Raw genomic sequence first — 14580 nt, forward strand, 5'->3', positions numbered from 1 at the left:
ACTCACTGGAGGAGGAGATCGTCCGGGCCTTCGACAATGTGGAGAAGACCCTCGCCCTGGCCGGGGCGGGCTGGCAGGACGTCATCGGCGTGCACTCGTACCACATCCCCGACGCCACCGACTCCATCGGTGAACTGCCCACGCGCGTCATGGCCGAGCAGATGCGCAAGCGCATGGGCGAGCGCGCACCCATCTGGACCCAGATCGGCGTCGCGGCGCTGGGCGCGCCGGGGATGCGGGTCGAGATCCGGGTGACCGCCGTGGTCGGCCAGGAGGGCTGACCCTCCCCAGGACCCACCTGCCGTCCGGCCGTGACGGCCCACCGTCACGGCCGGACGGGCGTTTTGACGGGGCGTACGAAGGTCAGGAGCGCGGCCAGGGCTGGCCGCTCAGCCGCTCCACACTCGTGTTGAACCGCTGGAGGTAGCGGGCGAACGTCTCGACGTCGTCGGCGGTCCAGTCCTCGAAGACCCGGTCCAGCTCCCCGATGTGCGCCTCGCGCTCGGCGTCCAGGCGCCGCACACCCTCCTCGGTGAGCCGGAACTTGCGGGCCATGCCGCCCTCCGGATCAGGGATGCGCTCCAGCAGTCCGGCCCGCACCGCACCCGCCGTCTGCCGGTTGAGCGTGGAGGCGTCGAGCAGGAACGCGTCACTGAGCTGCCCGATCGACATCGGCCCCTGCACCCTGACGCGGCTGAGCAGAATGTACGTGCTGCGCTCCAGACGGCCCTGCCGCTGGCGCATCTTGGCGCTGCTGAGCTGATGCCGCCCGAGCACCATGTGCTCGAACTCGACCAGGTGCGATGGCTTGTCCATGTACGTGCGTCCTCCTGCGGCGACCGTATCGCACCACGCGTCGGGCCCCGCGCCCCCGCCCACACCCTCTCGGCCTCGTTTGTGCTCGTCACATGCGACGTGCTGCATACACATCATATGTATAGTGCACATCGTTGCTCACGTGGAAGAAATCGAGGAGTCCCCCTATGGAAGCCCCGCAGCCGGGCGGCAGGACCGGCGGCGTAGTCGCCACCCTGGCGCTCGCCGGAACGGTCGCCGCGATCATGCAGACACTGGTGACGCCGCTCATCGCCGAGCTGCCGCAGATCCTGGACACCTCGTCCTCGAACGCCGCGTGGGTCATCACCGTGACCCTGCTCGTCGCGGGCGTCTGCGTGCCCGTCACCGGGCGCCTCGGCGACCTGGTGGGCAAGCGCCGCATGATGCTCGTCTGCGTCGTACCGCTGATCATCGGCTCGGTGGTCTGCGCGCTCTCCTCCTCCGTCGTGCCGATGATCGTCGGACGCGGTCTCCAGGGCATGGGCATGGGCATGGTGCCGCTCGGCATCGCGCTCCTGCGGGACGTCGTGCCCGCCGAGAAGCTCAGCGGGTCCATCGCCCTCGTCAGCGCCTCCATGGGCATCGGCGGCGCCATCGGTCTGCCGATCGCCGCCGCCGTCGCCCAGTACGCCGACTGGCGCGTGCTGTTCTGGGGCTCGGCCGTGCTCGCCCTGGCCATCGGCGTGCTGATCTTCGCCGTCGTGCCGGACACCCCCGCCGCCGCGAAGGGCCAGCGCTTCGACGCCCCCGGCGCGGCCGGGCTCGCCATCGGACTCGTCTCGCTGCTGCTCGCCATCTCCAAGGGCGCCGACTGGGGCTGGACGTCCGGCACCACGCTCGGCCTGTTCACCCTGGCCGCCGTGGCGCTGCTCGGCTGGGGCCGCTGGGAGCTGCGCACCCGCGACCCCCTGATCGACCTGCGCACCACCGCACGCCCGCGCGTGCTGCTCACCAACGCCGCGTCCGTCCTCATCGGCGTCGGCATGTACGCCTTCATGCTGATCGCGCCGCAGCTGCTCCAGTTCCCCGAGGCCACCGGCTACGGCCTCGGCCAGTCGATGCTGGCCGCCGGTCTGTGGATCGCCCCCGGCGGTGTCATGATGATGCTCATCTCGCCGCTGGGCGGAAAGCTGATCAACACCCGGGGCCCGAAGACCGCGCTCGTCCTCGGCGCCCTCGTCATCGCGATCGGTTACGGGGCGGCGCTGCCGCTCATGGGGACGGCCTGGGGCATCATGCTCGCCGGAATCGTGATCAACAGCGGCGTCGCCCTCGCCTACGGCGCCATGCCCGCGCTCATCATGAGCTCGGTGCCGGTCTCGGAGACGGCGGCGGCCAACGGCTTCAACACGCTGATGCGCTCGCTCGGCACCACGATCGGCTCGGCCGTCATCGGCGTCGTCCTGGCCCAGATGACCATCGGCCTCGGCGGCGTCACCATCCCTTCCGAGGACGGCTTCCGCACGGGCCTGCTGATCGGCTGCGGCGTGGCCCTGGTGTCCGCCGCCGTCGCCGCCCTCATCCCCGCGCCGCGCTCGGCGGACGCCGACGGGGCCCAGGACCGGGCGACTGCTCCGGCGGGCCAGGCGCCGACCCCGGCCGCCTGACCGCCCCGGGCCGCCCGTCGCGTCACTGCCGCGGCGGGCGGCTGCCGCTGGGCGCGCTGCTCAGATCCACGACGCAGAAGAGGTTGCCGTCCGGGTCGGCGAGGACCACGAAGTCGGGGTCGGGCGGGTAGAGGTCCCACTCGACGGACCGCGCCCCGAGCCCGGTCAGCCGCCCGACCTCCGCCCGCTGCTCCTCCGCCGTATCGGTGAAGAGGTCCAGGTGCAGCCGGGGGCGCTCCTCGGCGGGCGAGTCGCTGCGCATCAGCGCCAGGGCACGGCCCGACCCGTCGGCGTGGTCGAGGGTGCGCCAGCTCCCGCTCGCCCACTCCTCCGTGACCACCAGGTCCAGGGCCTGTGTCCAGAAGGCCACCGCCCTGGGCAGGTCCGTAACGCCGATGACGGGGAATCCGAGTCGCAGCATGCCGGTGACCTCACACTCTGTTGCCGGTCCCCTGGATGTCGGGGCGTGCCCTCCAGCCTGCCTCAGCCCGCCATGCGTGACATCCAGGCCTCCACGTCGTCCGCCGCTCGCGGCAGGCCCGCCGACAGGTTCTCGTGGCCGTCGGCGGTGACCAGCAGGTCGTCCTCGATACGGACGCCGATGCCGCGCCACTCCTCGGGCACCGTCAGATCGTCCGGCTGGAAGTACAGGCCGGGCTCGACGGTGAGCACCATGCCGGGCTCCAGGACGGCGTCGACGTACTCCTCGTTCCTGGCCTGCGCGCAGTCGTGGACGTCGAGGCCGAGCATGTGGCCGGTGCCCGCCATGGTGAAGCGGCGCTGGAGGCCGAGTCCGTAGGCGCGGTCGGCGGGGCCCTCGATGAAGCCCCACTCCACCAGGCGGGCCGCCAGGTACCGCTGGGACGCCTCGTGGAAGTCGCGGTAGGCCGCCCCCGGCTTCACCGCCGCCATCCCGGCCTCCTGCGCCTCGTACACCGCCTCGTACACCTTCCGCTGTACGGGGGTGAACGTGCCGCTGATCGGGAGGGTGCGCGTGACGTCGGCGGTGTAGAGCGAGTGCGTCTCCACGCCCGCGTCCAGCAGCAGGAGCTCGCCGGGGCGCACCGGGCCGTCGTTCTCCGTCCAGTGCATGATCGTGGCGTGCTCGCCCGCCGCGCAGATCGAGCCGTAGCCGACGGCGTTGCCCTCAAGGCGTGCGCGGCGGAAGAACGTGCCCTCGATCCACCGCTCGGACGTCGCCACGGCCCCCGAGAGGTCGCCGACGACGTCGGTGAAACCGCGCACGGTGGAGTCGACGGCCTTGCGCAGCTCGCCGATCTCCCACTCGTCCTTGACCAGGCGCAGATCGCTCAGCGCCTCTTCCAGCTCCTCGTCACGCTCCTCGTCGGAGGTGACCGCCGCCTCCAGGACCGGGTCGACGCCCCGCACGACGCGGGACGGCCCCTGGAAACCGGCGGCCAGGTCGTCGGCGGCCGTGCGGACGTCGCGGCACGGCAGGCCGAGCACGAGCTCCGCCTCGGCGAGCGAGCGGCGCCGGCCCATCCACAGCTCCGCCGTGGGTCCCGTCCAGAACTCGTCGTCGTCCCTGCTGTCCCGGGGGAGCTGGTAGCAGTAGGCGTCGTGGCCGCCGTCCGGGCGCGGTTCGAGCACGAGGGCACCGTCCCGGGCCTGGTCGCCAGTCATGTGCACATAGCCGGAGTACGCCCGGAAGGGATAGGGGTCGTCGTTCGACCGGACCTTGAGGTTGCCGGAAGGGATCACCAGGCGTTCGCCCGGGAAGCGGGCGGAGAGCGCGGCGCGGCGGCGCGCGGCGTACGGGGCCTGCTCGGCGGGGGCGAGGCCGTGCCGTTCGGTGTCCGCCCAGCCGGTCCGCATCAGAGCGGAGAGCTCCTCGGAGATGCCGGGGTAGAGCCTGTTCTTGCGGCCTTTCGCCATGGCGTACGCCTTTCTCGTGAGTTTTCGGGCCTTCGGGCCTTTGTGAGGGTGCTCGGTGCGGGAGCCGCCGGGCGCGCCGTCCGGAGCGCCCGGCGGGTCGGAACGTATCCCGTCCGCCGCACGCCGGAGGCCGATTCGTGCCACTGGCACGAATCGGCCGACCGCCATGATCGGAAGCCGCCGATAATGGCGCCGTGACGCATGTGAAAGTCGGCGAGGCGCTGCGGCTGCTCGGCCTCGGCCCCTCGGCCGCCCGGGTCTATCTCGCGCTCCTCGAACTGGCTCCGGCCCCGTTGAGCGCCATCGGTTCCGCCGCCGGACTCGACGGCGGTGAACTCGCCGCCGCCTACGAGGCGCTGGTCGACGCCGGTCTCGCGGGCAGTGCCGAGCGCGGCGCGGACGCGGTGGCCCCGGTGCCGCCCGCCGCCGGTCTCGAAGTCCTCGCCCGGCACCGGGCCGCCGAGGTCGAGGAGTCGCGCATCGCGGTCGGCGGCGCCTTCGACACCTTCCGGCGGCAGCGGCTCGCCGCGTACGACGACCATCTCGTCGAGGTCGTGACCGGCGACGCCGTCGGCCCCCGCATCCGCCAGGCGTGGGCGAGCGCCCGTGAACAGATCCGGCAGTTCGAGTCACCGCCGTACGTCCCGCTGCCCGGTGCCACGGACGACGCCCTCGCGACGCTGGCACGGGGGGTGACGCAGCGCGTCGTGTACTCGCGGGAGTCCCTCGCGCACCCGGGCCATCTGACCGACGTCATCGAGCCGTGCGTCAACGCGGGCGAGCAGGCCAGGGTGCTGCCTTCGGTGCCGGTCAAACTCGTCATCATCGACGAGGCGTACGCGCTGGTGTCCCTGTCCATCAAGGAGACCGACGTGCACAACACCATGCTGGTGGTGCAGCCGTGCGGGCTGCTCTCGGCGCTGACGGCCCTGTTCGAGCAGTCCTGGAACAACGCCCTGCCCTTCCACGGGCGCACCTCGGCGCCGGGCGGGCTGCCGCCGGCCGACCGCCGCCTGCTGTGGCTGCTCGCCGGGGGCGCCACCGACGAGGTCATCGCCCGGGAGCTGGGGATCAGCCGCCGCACCCTCTTCCGGCGCCTCCAGGTCCTGATGGCCAGGCTGGGCGCGGCGAACCGCTTCCAGATGGCGTTGCAGGCGCAGCGGTGCGGGTGGCTGTGAGGGCGGGTGCGCAGGGCGATGGAGGCGACCCGCGTCGTGCGGGCCGGGGTCAGCGGCCCTCGCGCCGCCAGGCGTCGAAGCTGAGCAGGACGCGCACCAGGCGCCAGATCCCGGCGGCCGCGCCCAGCACGGCACCCGCCATGAGGACTCCCCTGCCCGCGGGCTCCGAGCGGCCGATCAGCAGGGCGGGGACCAGCGCGAGCCCGAACACCGCCGCGGCGAGGAGCGCCGCCGTCACCAGGGCGAAGACGATCTCGACCGTCATCGCGTCCTTCTCCCAGCGTGATTCCCGCCCCGTGTCCATGGGGGCAGTCTCACACGTCGGCCTCCATGACCGCCCGTTCCCACGGGCTCGGCCCTGTCCCGTCCCGCCAGGCGTCGAGCTCGGCCCCGTTCACGCACACGATGCCGCACTGCTCGGCGTACTCAAGGGCGGGAAGGGTGAACTCGCTCGTCGTGACGAGGACCGCGACGTCGGCCTCGTGGACGGTGAAGCACGTGCCGCCGAAGCGCTGGAGATCCTGCGAGCCGACCTTGTTGGTGTCCCCGTAGCGCTTGCACTGGATGATGACGCGACGCCCGTCGGGGGCCACCGCCGTGACGTCCGCCCCCAAGTCGCACGCACCGCCCACCACTTCGACGTCCATGCAGTCGTCGCGGGCGCACAGCTCGGCTATGGCGTCCTCGAAGCCGTACGGGTCGAGTGCGGCGTAGTCGTCCGGGACCTCGACGACGACGGTCGTCTCCTCCCCCGGCACCGGCTCCTCAGTGGCCTCCCGCGGCACGTCCGGTGCGGGGTGTTTGTCGTCCACCGGGAGCTCCGGGGCGGCCGGGGCCGTCGAGGCCGGGGCCGTCGAGGGGGCCATGGCGTACGCGGCGCCCTCCGGGGCGATCCGCGCGGCCGGTGGCACCCGGTCGCCGCCCACCAGGTCGTCGAGGCTGTCGGAGGCCCGTTCGGCCGCTTCCTCAAGGACCTCCGCCGCGCGGCGCGCACACCGGGCGGCGGAGAAGCGCCGCCACCGCGACCTGCCGAGGCGCGCGGCCGCGACGGCGACCAGGAGGAGCGAGACGGCCCACAGCGGACGGCTCTCGACGATGTCCACTGCGGTGCGGGCCAGGAACACCAGCGCGCACAGGAGCACCGCGAGCAGGACGAAGAACAGCGTGGTCACACGGAGATCGAAACGCCGCTCGCGGTACCCGCGGGGGACCGGTCGCGTGGGTATGGTCATGCCACCCTCTTCCGGACGACGGACGACGGACAACGGACGGTGCAGCTCAGTCGATCAACGAGTGCCCAAGATCAACGTCGTCAAAAGAGGCCGGGTGCCCGCGACCGGCGCCATGGGAGACGGCCGTCGTACGAGGCCCGCGCCCCCTCAGGCGCGCCCTCCCCGCGCCACGTTCCGCGCCCACAGCACGAGCGGCACCTGGAGCGGAAGGCGGCCGATGGCGGCGGCCCTGAGCGGGGCCGGGCGGTTCTTCCAGTCCACCGCCATCCGCACATTGGCCGGGAAGACGCCGACGAAGAAGGCTCCGGCGGCCAGCGCGGCGGTGCGCCGGGTGCGCGGCAGGGCCACTCCGGCCGCGAGCGCGAGCTCGACCGCCGCGCTCGCGTACGTCCAGGTGCGCGGTGACCCGGGCAGGGCGCGCGGGACCATCGCGTCGAACGGCTCGGGCATCGCCAGGTGGGCGGCTCCGGCACCGGCCAGCAGGCCCGCCAGGAGCAGAGGGGAACGTGGTGCCATCGGCATGCTGCCGCCTCCTCGCAGTAGGGACTCGCACCTTACTCGACAGTAAGTAGACGGGGGGCGCCCGGCCGGGACGCGGTGGGCGGTGGCGCGCACAAGGTGGGGCGTGGCGCGCTGTGTTAGCGTCAACCGTTTGCACGGATGTGGCGGCCGCGATGTGCGCGGCGCGGTTCCCGTCCTTCGTCTACCGGGCCTTCCTCGGTACGTATCGCCAGCTCGCCTGCGGAAGGCTCCTTTCATGAACGCTTCCACCAACACCTCCGGCAACGACCCGGACCGCTCCGACGAGAGCGCACCGGCCGCTCCCCCCGCCGACTCCTTCGCCGCTCTCGGGCTGCCGACCGCCGTCCTGCGCGCGCTGGACGAGCAGGGCGTCCGGACGCCGTTCCCCATTCAGGCGGCCACGCTGCCCAGCGCCCTCGCGGGGCGCGACGTCCTGGGTCGCGGGCGCACCGGTTCCGGCAAGACGCTCGCCTTCGGTCTTCCGCTGCTCGTACGGACGGCCGGGCGGCGCGCGGAGGCCAAGCAGCCGCTCGCGCTGATCCTGGTGCCCACCCGGGAGCTGGCCCAGCAGGTCTCCGAGGCGCTCGCGCCGTACGCGGACGCGCTGGGGCTGCGGATGGCCACGGTCGTCGGCGGCATGTCGATCGGCCGCCAGACCGCCGCGCTGCGCGACGGCGCCGAGGTCGTCGTCGCCACGCCGGGCCGTCTGCACGACCTCATCGAGCGCAAGGCCTGCCGCCTCGCGCGGGTGCGGATCACGGTGCTCGACGAGGCCGACCAGATGTGTGACATGGGCTTCCTGCCGCAGGTCACGGAGGCGCTCGACCAGGTGCGCCCGGAGGGGCAGCGGATGCTGTTCTCCGCGACCCTGGACCGCGACGTCGACGGCCTCGTCGCGCGGTACCTCGACGACCCCGTCGTGCACTCGGTCGACCCCTCCGCCGGCGCGGTGACGACGATGGAGCACCATGTGCTGGTCGTCCACGGGCCCGACCGGTACGCGGTCACCACGGAGATCGCCGCCCGCGAGGGCCGCGTGCTGCTCTTCCTCGACACCCGGCACGCGGTGGACCAGCTCACCCGGCATCTGCGGGCCAACGGCGTGCACGCCGCCGCGCTGCACAGCGGCAAGTCCCAGCCGCAGCGCACCAAGACCCTCGCGCAGTTCAGGAACGGCAACATCACGGCGCTCGTGGCGACCAACGTCGCCGCGCGCGGTCTGCACGTCGACGATCTCGACCTGGTCGTCAACGTCGATCCGCCCACCGACCCCAAGGACTATCTGCACCGCGCGGGCCGCACCGCCCGCGCGGGCGAGTCCGGCATCGTCGTCACGCTCGTCCTCTCCGGGCAGCGCCGCGAGATGAGCACCCTGATGGCCGACGCGGGCGTCGGGGCGACGGTCACCAAGGTGCGCTCGGGCGAGCAGGAGCTGAGCCGGATCACCGGGGCCAAGACGCCCTCCGGCATGCCGCTCGACGGACCCGCCACCCCCAGGGCCAAGAACACCAACGTGCCTTTCCGTGGCCTCGGGACCAGCAAGGACGGCTCGGACAAGGGCGGCTCGGGCGGTACCGGCGGCACCGGCGGCGGCACCGGCAAGGGCGGTGCCCGGGGCAGCGGCGGCGGCAGGTCCCGCAAGGCCGGGGAGGCCCGCAAGCTCGCCGAGGCGCGCAGGGCGGCCCGGGTCCGGCGCGGCGGCTGACAGCCGCTCAAGGACCGTGATCAAAGCCCCGCCCGAGGGGTTCCCCAACTCCCCGCGTCAGTAGGATGGTTTACCGGGGAGAGGGGGGGCAGCATGCGGCCGGATCCGAGAATTCTCATAGTCGACGATCATGAGGACACCTTGTTCGCGCTGGAGAGTTCACTGGCGTCGCTCAAGGTGGAGACCGCACGGGCCACGAGTGGCGAAGAGGCGCTGAAGGAGGTCCTGCGCGGCAACATCGGGCTGATCCTGCTCGATCTGCGCATGCCCGGCGTCAGCGGTCTCGACGTGGTCCGCTACATGCGGCGCCTGGAGCAGACCCAGCACATCCCCATCGTCCTGATCACGGGTTTCGGCCTGATCCGCGAGGTCTCCATGGCCGCCTTCGAGCTCGGTGTGGCCGACATCGTCATGAAGCCGGTGGACCCCCTCGTCCTCCGCACCAAGGTGAGCTACCTCTACGCCACACACTTACGGCTCATGGCGATGCAGCAGGAACTGAAGTCCCTCCGCACCCAGCTCAAACCGGAGCCCCGCGCCCTGGACATGGACCACTGGCGCAAGGAGCAGCACCCCACCGAACCGGCGGCGCCCACGGGCACGGAGGCGTAGGCCCAGGGCAGGCAGGCACGCAGACAGACACGCGGGCAGCACACCGGAGTCCCTTGCCCTGGAGTGGACTCCAGCTCATACAGTCGGCCGTCCGTCCGCGTGTTCACGCGGGCCACCGACTGGGAGGGTTCGATGCGTCTTCGCGTTCTGGGTGGGACCGGGATCGAGGTCAGTCCTTACTGCCTCGGCACCATGATGTTCGGGGCGGTCGGCAACACCGATCACAAGGAGTGCGCGCGGATCATCCACGCCGCGCTGGACGAGGGGATCAACTTCGTCGACACCGCCGACATGTACTCGGCCGGTGAGTCCGAGACCATCGTCGGCAAGGCGCTGCGGGACCGGCGTGACGACGTGGTGCTCGCGACCAAGGTGCACTTCCCGATGGGCGAAGGACCCAACCGCGGCGGCAACTCGCGGCGCTGGATCGTCCGTGAGGTGGAGGAGAGCCTGCGGCGGCTCGGGACCGACTGGATCGACCTGTACCAGGTGCACCGGCCGGACCACACCACCGACATCGAGGAGACGCTGTCCGCGCTGACCGACCTCGTACGGCAGGGGAAGATCCGGGCGTTCGGCTGCTCCACGTTCCCCGCCGAGGAGATCGTCGAGGCGCATCATGTCGCCGACCGCCGCGGGCTCCACCGGTTCCGCACCGAGCAGCCGCCCTACTCGCTGCTGGCGCGCGGCGTCGAGCGGCATGTGCTGCCGACGGCCCAGCGTCTCGGCATGGGAGTGCTGACCTGGTCCCCGCTGGCGTCGGGGTTCCTCACCGGCCGCTACCGCAAGGGCCTGGCCATGGACCTGAGCAGCGGACGCCCCCAGCTCAACCCGGCCCGCTTCGACCCGTCGGCGCCCCTCACGGCGGCGAAGCTGGATGTCGTCGAGGAACTCGTCGCCGTCGCCGACGGGCTCGGCCGCACTCTGCCCGAACTGGCGATCGCCTTCCCGCTCGCGCATCCGGCCGTCACCTCGGTCATCATCGGCCCCCGGACGATGGAGCAGCTCCAGAACACCCTCAAGGGGGTGTCCGTACGGCTCGACGACGCCGTGCTCGACCGCATCGACGAGATCGTGGCGCCCGGGAGCGACGTCTATCCGCCCGACGGGGTGTGGGCACCGCCCGCGCTCACCACACCGGCCCTGCGGCGGCGCCCGGCCCACGCGAGGTCCGCCGCCTGAGTCACCTCACCTCCGCCGCGGAGTGACCCCGGGGGCGGCGCTCTCCGGTGCGGGTGGGGGAAGCGGATCGGTGAGTCATCGGTCACGTCAAGGATGTGGGTCGGTCCGGCCGTGAGAACGCGGCCGGACTGATGTGCGTACGGGACTGCTGTGCGTTCGGGGGCATATTCGCGGCCGGGTGACGTGAGGTGGAGCAGCCGTCAGGGGTTGCCGCACCGTGCGATTCGATGGTGGGGGTGACTTTTGTTTTCCGGGCGAACCACGTGGTCACCGCCTCGTTCACACCGTCCGGGACCCTCATCGCTAACAGCGACTCACCGGCACAACTCACCTTCTGTGAACGCGAGTTAATTGAATGAGTGCGTACTGAACTCACTCGCCCGACGCCGCCGGAACACCTCTCGGGCCCGCCCGTATACGGGCATCCGATCCCACCTCTTGAGGATTACCATCTGCCGGTTCGGCCACCGACAGGCCCAATCAGCCTTACTATTCCCACCCTGACTCCACACACGGACAATCACCGTTGCGAGGCCAGATGCGATTTGCCGTGGGTGAGCCGGGCAAGGGTACGGAAGCGCAGATTCCTGATCTGGGCGTACGATCCCAATCCGCCACTCGCACGCATCCGCGTGCGCTGACGAAAGGTCACTGCTATGTCGGAAAACCAATCCAACGCCGCCGGAGTCCAGGGGCAGTACGCCGCGCAGGTAGCCGCGGATCTGGAGGCCAACCGTAAGGAGCAGGAGCGCATCGGCGCCGAGGTGGCGGCGCTGACGGAACAGCTCCAGGTACTGGAGAACGACCACTCGCTGCTGGTCAACATGCAGCAGGCGCTGGGTGCCAACGGCACCGAAAGCGCGTCGGCGGGTGCCGCGAAGAAGGAGACCTCTCGCGCGAAGGCGGCTCCCAAGTCGCAGCAGCGGGCGAAGAAGGCGAGCGCCGCCCCGCGCAAGAAGAAGTCCGCCGCGGCGGCGCCTTCGGCCAAGGCCGCGGGCAAGTCCACCACCGCCACCGCCAAGTCCACCGGCGCCAAGGCCACCCCCAAGGTGCCCGCGGCCCGGAAGGGTGAGCCGACCCTGGGTGAACTCATCCGCGAGCACCTGGTCAAGCAGAGCGAGCCGCGCTCCTCCGCCGAGATCGCCTCCGCGCTCACCGAGGCGCACCCCGACCGCACCATCAAGACCACGGTCGTGCGCACCACGGTGGAGAAGCTGGTGGCCAAGTCGCAGGTGCAGCGCACCCGGCAGGGTTCGTCGGTCTTCTACAGCGCCACCGCGCCTTCGGAGAAGTCCGCGCCGTCGCAGCCGGAAGCCGCCGCGAGCTGACGTCCGCGGTATGTGGGGCCGTACGGCACCTCGGCGTGCCGCACAGCCCCACAGGCGGGCCACCCGCGGACCCGGTGACCGGTGCGCCCGCCCTACGACCGGCACACGGCGCTCACCCGTCACCTCCTTCGGGACAGTTCGAGGAGTTCGGCGAAGAGGCCGGAGCCGGCGGACAGGGTGTCGTAGTGGCCCTGTTCGGTGATGCGGCCCTGTTCCATGACGATGACGCGGTCGGCGATCCGGGTGTTGTCGAGCTGGTGGGTGACGATGATGGTGATCCGGTCGGTGGCGATGCGTTTGATCTCCTCGAAGATGCGGTGCTCGCCGCGCGGGTCCATCTGGGAGGTGGGTTCGTCCAGGATGAGCAGCTCAGGGCGCCGGTAGAGCGCACGGGAGCAGGCGAGGCGCTGCCACTGGCCGCCGGACAGCTCCGCTCCGCCCCAGACCTCGCGGGCGAGCAAGGTGTCGAGGCCGTCCGGCAGTTCCTCGATCGCCGAACGCATGCCGACCGCCCCCACGGCGTCCCACACCGGTGTGTCGTCGTGCGTTCTCGGCTGGCCGAGGGTGACGTTCTCGCGGGCGCGCAGCGGCCACTGCGCGAAGATCTGCGGCACGAGTCCGGTGCACGACCACACCGATGCCGGGTCCACCTGGGCGAGGTCGGTGCCGTTCCACGTCACGCGGCCCTTGTCGGCGAGGTAGATGCCGGTGAGCAGCCGGGTGAGCGTGGACTTCCCCGAGCCGTTCTCGCCGACGATCGCGAGGATCTCCCCGCGCCGCAGCGTGAGCGAGACACCGTCCACGGCCGGGCGGTCCTTGCCCGGGTAGCGGAAGGTGACGTCGTCGAGGCGGATCTCCTCGACGGGGGCGGCGACCGACGACGGTGCCGCCGCGTCACCCCGGTGCGCGGCACGGGCCTCGGTGTCGGCGAGGAAGGTCCGCATGTCGGCGAGGTACAGGCTGGTGTGGAAGCAGGCGGCGCCATTGATGACGACCTGGGAGAGCGCCGCGAGCGCCGTCTGTACGGCGACCACGGCGGTGGCGGCGACGGCCAGCGGGATGCGCCCCGTACTGGCCAGCCAGGCGAGGCCCGCCCAGGTGCCGATGAGGAAGACGCCCCCGGCCAGGGAGGTGCCGAGGTTGATGCGCAGGGTGCGCGGAGCCGCGGCGAGGGTGCGCCGGTCGATCCGCTCGGACAGGCACCGGTACCAGAACAGCAGGTAGTCGGTCATGCTGTTGGCGCGGACCTCGTCGGTGTACTTGGGGGTGGTGGCCCACCACCGGGTCATCTGCCGCACATTGCGGTCGGACACGTTCGCGTAGTGGATCTCGTAGTCGACCCTGGCCATCAGCACGGCGCCGATGCCGGAGGGCAGTACGGCGAGGGCGAGGAGCGGCAGCATCATCCAGTGCAGGACGGACAGCACCCCGCACGCGGTGACCATCTTGATCAGCGCCGACATGAAGCGCTGGGCGTCGGTGACCATGACATGCGTACGGACCACGCCCATCTCGGCGGCCTCCTGCCGGTCGGCGAAGCCCTCACCCGCGTAGGCATCGGCCTCGACGCGCAGGACTCCCCTGACCAGGGCGGTGTCGGCGTCGGTGGTGACCGGTGGGGTCAGGCGCCGTTCCGCGTACTGGGCGAGCGCGGCGCTCACGCGCCCGAGTGAGGCCGCGCCCGCGACCACCATGAGCGCGGGCAGCGCCTCGCGCAGCCGGTCCGGTACGGCACCGGCGCCGAGCACGGCCCGCATGGCGTGTGCGGTGCCCGTGAGCAGCACGGCCGCGCCGACTCCCGTGACGATCTGGCAGACCACGAGCAGGACGACGGAGGCTCGGTCGGCCTTCCATGCCATACGGGCGATGCCGGTGAGCACCGCGGGTAGCCGGGAACAGAGGTCACGGAACGAGGTGCCGCCCAGCGGGTTGACGGCGTACTGACCGCTGAAGCTGATCTGCGCCGGGGGCGGTGGTGCGGGGGGCCCGGTGGTGCCCCGGATCGTGGCGTCGGCTGAGGTCAACTGCCTGCCTCCTACACGGTGGTCGCGGACTCACTGTCGTCGTGGGATCAACGACGCGCTTCGTCTTTTCGAACACACGTGTTTGAGACGGACCGTGCGACGGCCGTTGCTGGGCCGTGCGTACCGGGGTCGTACATCCACCCTTGGCGCGCGGGGCCCGGCGCCAAGGGTGGAGGTGGCCGAAACGCCGGGGCCGATGCCGGTGTGACGGGTGGGGTGCGCCGAGCACTCGGAGTGTTCAGACCCGCCGCTGCGACGGCTCGCGCGGCGGGTCGTCCGGGTCGGGCAGACGCGTCTGCCGCTGACTTGGGGGGACGGTGCCGGTGTCAGGGTCCGGAGGGGCCGTGCCGGTGTCAGGGTCCGGAGGGGCCGCGCCGGTGCCAGGGCCCGGAGGGGCCGCGCCGGTGTCCGGCGGGACCGCGCCCGGTGGGACGACCTCGCCGTGCAGGACCTCGGG

General features: G+C 71.7%; 14 protein-coding genes. 7 read left to right on the forward strand and 7 right to left on the reverse strand.

Translation table 11 applies throughout. The annotated features are described in order from the left end of the window. On the forward strand, positions 1–281 hold a 281-nt coding region (locus AB8Z36_RS11360), incomplete at its 5' end, for a Rid family hydrolase (RefSeq protein ID WP_369213117.1). 82 nt (positions 282–363) lie between these two features. On the opposite strand, the gene AB8Z36_RS11365 is transcribed toward AB8Z36_RS11360, so the two are convergent. Continuing rightward, positions 364–816 carry a MarR family winged helix-turn-helix transcriptional regulator gene (locus AB8Z36_RS11365; protein ID WP_369213118.1) on the reverse strand — a complete coding sequence of 151 codons (453 nt, stop codon included), beginning with the start codon at positions 814–816 and terminating at the stop codon, positions 364–366. Between the two features lie 167 nt (positions 817–983). Between AB8Z36_RS11365 and AB8Z36_RS11370 the strand changes: the two genes are divergently transcribed. Further along, positions 984–2444 (forward strand): MFS transporter, encoded by a 1461-nt coding sequence (locus AB8Z36_RS11370; protein WP_369213119.1) that lies wholly within the window; start codon positions 984–986, stop codon positions 2442–2444. Positions 2445–2466: 22 nt separating this feature from the next. Here the strand turns inward: AB8Z36_RS11370 and AB8Z36_RS11375 are convergent, their stop codons facing one another. After that, the gene (locus AB8Z36_RS11375) at positions 2467–2865 is read right to left on the reverse strand and encodes a VOC family protein (RefSeq protein WP_369213120.1); all 399 of its coding nucleotides are present in this window, start codon (positions 2863–2865) and stop codon (positions 2467–2469) included. Between the two features lie 62 nt (positions 2866–2927). Then, positions 2928–4340: an aminopeptidase P family protein gene (locus AB8Z36_RS11380; protein WP_369213121.1), complete on the reverse strand. Its 1413-nt coding sequence runs from the start codon at positions 4338–4340 to the stop codon at positions 2928–2930. A gap of 194 nt (positions 4341–4534) precedes the next feature. On the opposite strand from AB8Z36_RS11380, the gene AB8Z36_RS11385 reads away from it, so the two are divergent. Continuing rightward, positions 4535–5518, forward strand: a complete 984-nt coding sequence (locus AB8Z36_RS11385) for a LuxR family transcriptional regulator (protein WP_369213122.1) — start codon at positions 4535–4537, stop codon at positions 5516–5518. A 49-nt stretch (positions 5519–5567) separates the two neighbouring features. Here the strand turns inward: AB8Z36_RS11385 and AB8Z36_RS11390 are convergent, their stop codons facing one another. The 3 genes from AB8Z36_RS11390 to AB8Z36_RS11400 all read right to left on the reverse strand — a co-directional run bounded on the left by AB8Z36_RS11390 (position 5568) and on the right by AB8Z36_RS11400 (position 7272). After that, entirely contained in the window at positions 5568–5822 is a 255-nt protein-coding gene (locus AB8Z36_RS11390) for a DUF6332 family protein (protein ID WP_369213123.1), read from the reverse strand. 10 nt (positions 5823–5832) lie between these two features. Further along, positions 5833–6750 carry a restriction endonuclease gene (locus tag AB8Z36_RS11395; RefSeq protein WP_369213124.1) on the reverse strand — a complete coding sequence of 306 codons (918 nt, stop codon included), beginning with the start codon at positions 6748–6750 and terminating at the stop codon, positions 5833–5835. A 147-nt stretch (positions 6751–6897) separates the two neighbouring features. After that, complete coding sequence (locus AB8Z36_RS11400) at positions 6898–7272, reverse strand: DoxX family protein (protein WP_369213125.1); 375 nt, start codon at positions 7270–7272, stop codon at positions 6898–6900. A 235-nt stretch (positions 7273–7507) separates the two neighbouring features. Here AB8Z36_RS11400 and AB8Z36_RS11405 point away from each other — a divergent pair, with 235 nt between their 5' ends. The 4 genes from AB8Z36_RS11405 to AB8Z36_RS11420 all read left to right on the forward strand — a co-directional run bounded on the left by AB8Z36_RS11405 (position 7508) and on the right by AB8Z36_RS11420 (position 12099). Beyond that, entirely contained in the window at positions 7508–8977 is a 1470-nt protein-coding gene (locus tag AB8Z36_RS11405; RefSeq protein WP_369213126.1) for a DEAD/DEAH box helicase, read from the forward strand. 93 nt (positions 8978–9070) lie between these two features. Further along, positions 9071–9589 (forward strand): response regulator, encoded by a 519-nt coding sequence (locus tag AB8Z36_RS11410; RefSeq protein ID WP_369213127.1) that lies wholly within the window; start codon positions 9071–9073, stop codon positions 9587–9589. Between the two features lie 132 nt (positions 9590–9721). Next, positions 9722–10771, forward strand: coding sequence for an aldo/keto reductase (locus AB8Z36_RS11415; protein ID WP_369213128.1), 1050 nt, complete (start codon positions 9722–9724; stop codon positions 10769–10771). 656 nt (positions 10772–11427) lie between these two features. Continuing rightward, positions 11428–12099, forward strand: a complete 672-nt coding sequence (locus AB8Z36_RS11420; RefSeq protein ID WP_369213129.1) for a BlaI/MecI/CopY family transcriptional regulator — start codon at positions 11428–11430, stop codon at positions 12097–12099. A 119-nt stretch (positions 12100–12218) separates the two neighbouring features. On the opposite strand, the gene AB8Z36_RS11425 is transcribed toward AB8Z36_RS11420, so the two are convergent. Next, the gene (locus AB8Z36_RS11425) at positions 12219–14123 is read right to left on the reverse strand and encodes an ATP-binding cassette domain-containing protein (protein ID WP_369213130.1); all 1905 of its coding nucleotides are present in this window, start codon (positions 14121–14123) and stop codon (positions 12219–12221) included. Positions 14124–14580: the final 457 nt, after the last annotated feature.

The organism is Streptomyces flavofungini (assembly GCF_041028215.1).
In the GTDB taxonomy this organism is placed as follows: domain Bacteria; phylum Actinomycetota; class Actinomycetes; order Streptomycetales; family Streptomycetaceae; genus Streptomyces; species Streptomyces flavofungini_B.

What these genes read in the sequence shown, in the direction of transcription:
- AB8Z36_RS11415 (WP_369213128.1), top strand. Translation starts at nt 9,722, where the DNA reads ATGCGTCTTCGCGTTCTGGGTGGGACCGGGATCGAGGTCAGTCCTTAC.
- AB8Z36_RS11400 (WP_369213125.1), bottom strand. Translation starts at nt 7,272, where the DNA reads ATGCCGATGGCACCACGTTCCCCTCTGCTCCTGGCGGGCCTGCTGGCC.
- AB8Z36_RS11375 (WP_369213120.1), bottom strand. Translation starts at nt 2,865, where the DNA reads ATGCTGCGACTCGGATTCCCCGTCATCGGCGTTACGGACCTGCCCAGG.
- AB8Z36_RS11390 (WP_369213123.1), bottom strand. Translation starts at nt 5,822, where the DNA reads ATGGACACGGGGCGGGAATCACGCTGGGAGAAGGACGCGATGACGGTC.
- AB8Z36_RS11420 (WP_369213129.1), top strand. Translation starts at nt 11,428, where the DNA reads ATGTCGGAAAACCAATCCAACGCCGCCGGAGTCCAGGGGCAGTACGCC.
- AB8Z36_RS11405 (WP_369213126.1), top strand. Translation starts at nt 7,508, where the DNA reads ATGAACGCTTCCACCAACACCTCCGGCAACGACCCGGACCGCTCCGAC.
- AB8Z36_RS11410 (WP_369213127.1), top strand. Translation starts at nt 9,071, where the DNA reads ATGCGGCCGGATCCGAGAATTCTCATAGTCGACGATCATGAGGACACC.
- AB8Z36_RS11370 (WP_369213119.1), top strand. Translation starts at nt 984, where the DNA reads ATGGAAGCCCCGCAGCCGGGCGGCAGGACCGGCGGCGTAGTCGCCACC.
- AB8Z36_RS11380 (WP_369213121.1), bottom strand. Translation starts at nt 4,340, where the DNA reads ATGGCGAAAGGCCGCAAGAACAGGCTCTACCCCGGCATCTCCGAGGAG.
- AB8Z36_RS11365 (WP_369213118.1), bottom strand. Translation starts at nt 816, where the DNA reads ATGGACAAGCCATCGCACCTGGTCGAGTTCGAGCACATGGTGCTCGGG.
- AB8Z36_RS11395 (WP_369213124.1), bottom strand. Translation starts at nt 6,750, where the DNA reads ATGACCATACCCACGCGACCGGTCCCCCGCGGGTACCGCGAGCGGCGT.